This window comes from Candidatus Palibaumannia cicadellinicola (assembly GCF_002855795.1).
Classification (GTDB): domain Bacteria; phylum Pseudomonadota; class Gammaproteobacteria; order Enterobacterales; family Enterobacteriaceae; genus Baumannia; species Baumannia cicadellinicola_C.
Map to the genome: position 1 here is coordinate 1 of NZ_NJPO01000038.1, position 1742 is coordinate 1742.

Sequence of the window (1742 nt, forward strand, 5' to 3'; positions counted from 1 at the left end):
GATCTTCAGCAATTTTAGTTATAACTAAGAACAATAAAACAAAGTTTTATCAAACGGATTTAACAAATAAAAGAATAGGAACGCAAAATGGATCAACTCATCAAAAATATTTAATGGATAAATATCCGAAAATGACAATTCGCTCTTATGATAGCTACCAAAATGCTATGTTAGACCTAAAAAATAGTCGTATAGATGGTATCTTTGGTGATACTGCGGTAGTTAATCAATGGATAAAAACAGATAATAGTCTTATAACTATTGGTGATAAAATCATAGATCCCAATTATTTTGGCACTGGTCTTGGGATTGCTATACGAAAAGATAATTTAGTATTAGTTCAAAAATTGAATAAAGCATTAATAAGTATTAAACAAGATGGCACCTATCAAATGATCTATCAAAAATGGTTTAACAATTCTGTAGAATGATGGAATTTTTACTTCTCATAAAAGCTACTGGTACAACTTTAAAATTAGCATTATGCGCTTTAGTTATAGGTTTAATATTAGCCATGAGTTTAGCTGTACTAGAAGAGTTACGACGTTTAAAATGGTTAATATTTATTAGTAAAATATTAGTTACATTACTTTGCGGATTACCAGAAATTTTAATTATACTTTTTATTTATTTAAATACATCACAATTATTAGCTATTTTAAATAAACATATTGATTTAAAAATTAATGGTATTACTTACTTTCATTTATATATTCCTATTCATAATTTAAATATTAATATCAGTCCATTTTTATGCGGGGTAATAGCATTAGCATTAATATATGCCGCTTATGCATATCAAATCATAAATGAAGCAATTAAATCAATATCCAAAAGCCAATGGGAATCAGGTCAAGCATTAGGTATGAAAAATAGCATTATTTTTTTTCATTTAATATTACCACAAATATGGCAGTTTGCATTACCTGGATTAGGTAATCAATGGTTAGTTTTATTAAAAGATACTGCTTTAGTTTCACTTATTAGTATTAATGACCTTATGTTACAAACTAAAAGCATTATTACTATGACTTATAAGCCTTTTACATGGTATATATTATCATCAATAATATACTTATTGATTACATTAGTTAGTAAAATTATTTTGTATTTTCTCGAACGTTATGTAAATCGTTTTAATCAGGTTATATCCTGATGTTTAGTTATTTACCAACTTTATTATTAGGTTTACCAATAAGCTTATCATTAATGATAATATCAGTATTGATTGCTTTCTTTTTAGCTATACTATTTGTTCAAATAATTGTTTTAAACATACCATATTTATCACATATCATTAAATTATATTTAATAATATTTACTGGTACCCCATTTTTAGTACAACTTTTTTTAATTTATTATGGCCCAGGTCAATTTACTATACTACATAGTATATCTTGGTTATGGTTAATATTATCACAACCTTGGTTGTGTGCTATATTAGCATTAGCACTTAATAGTGCTGCTTATAGTACTAAATTATTTGTGGGATCTATACGTACGATACCCACTGGGCTATGGCAAGCTTGTACTGCGCTTGGAATGACTAAACAACAGTCTTTACGTGTGTTAATACCATTTGCTATCAAAAAATCTTTAACTTCGTATACTAATGAAATAACTTTAGTTTTTAAAAGTACTTCACTTGCTTATACTATTACAATAATGGATATTATGGGTTATAGCCAACTTCTGTATGGCAGAAGTTATGATATAATGGTTTTTTATGTAGCTGGTCTGAT

3 protein-coding genes are annotated in these 1742 nt (G+C 26.9%); all 3 read left to right on the forward strand.

The window, feature by feature from the left end; all coding sequences use genetic code 11:
• Positions 1 to 431: transporter substrate-binding domain-containing protein (locus CEX73_RS00645; RefSeq protein ID WP_146643223.1), on the forward strand; the 431-nt coding region annotated here is incomplete at its 5' end.
• Positions 428 to 1156 carry an arginine ABC transporter permease ArtQ gene (gene artQ / locus CEX73_RS00650; RefSeq protein WP_101626700.1) on the forward strand — a complete coding sequence of 243 codons (729 nt, stop codon included), beginning with the start codon at positions 428 to 430 and terminating at the stop codon, positions 1154 to 1156. The genes CEX73_RS00645 and artQ, both read left to right, overlap by 4 nt.
• Positions 1156 to 1742 (forward strand): arginine ABC transporter permease ArtM (gene artM, locus CEX73_RS00655; RefSeq protein ID WP_101626701.1); only part of this gene is annotated, 587 nt, incomplete at its 3' end. The genes artQ and artM, both read left to right, overlap by 1 nt.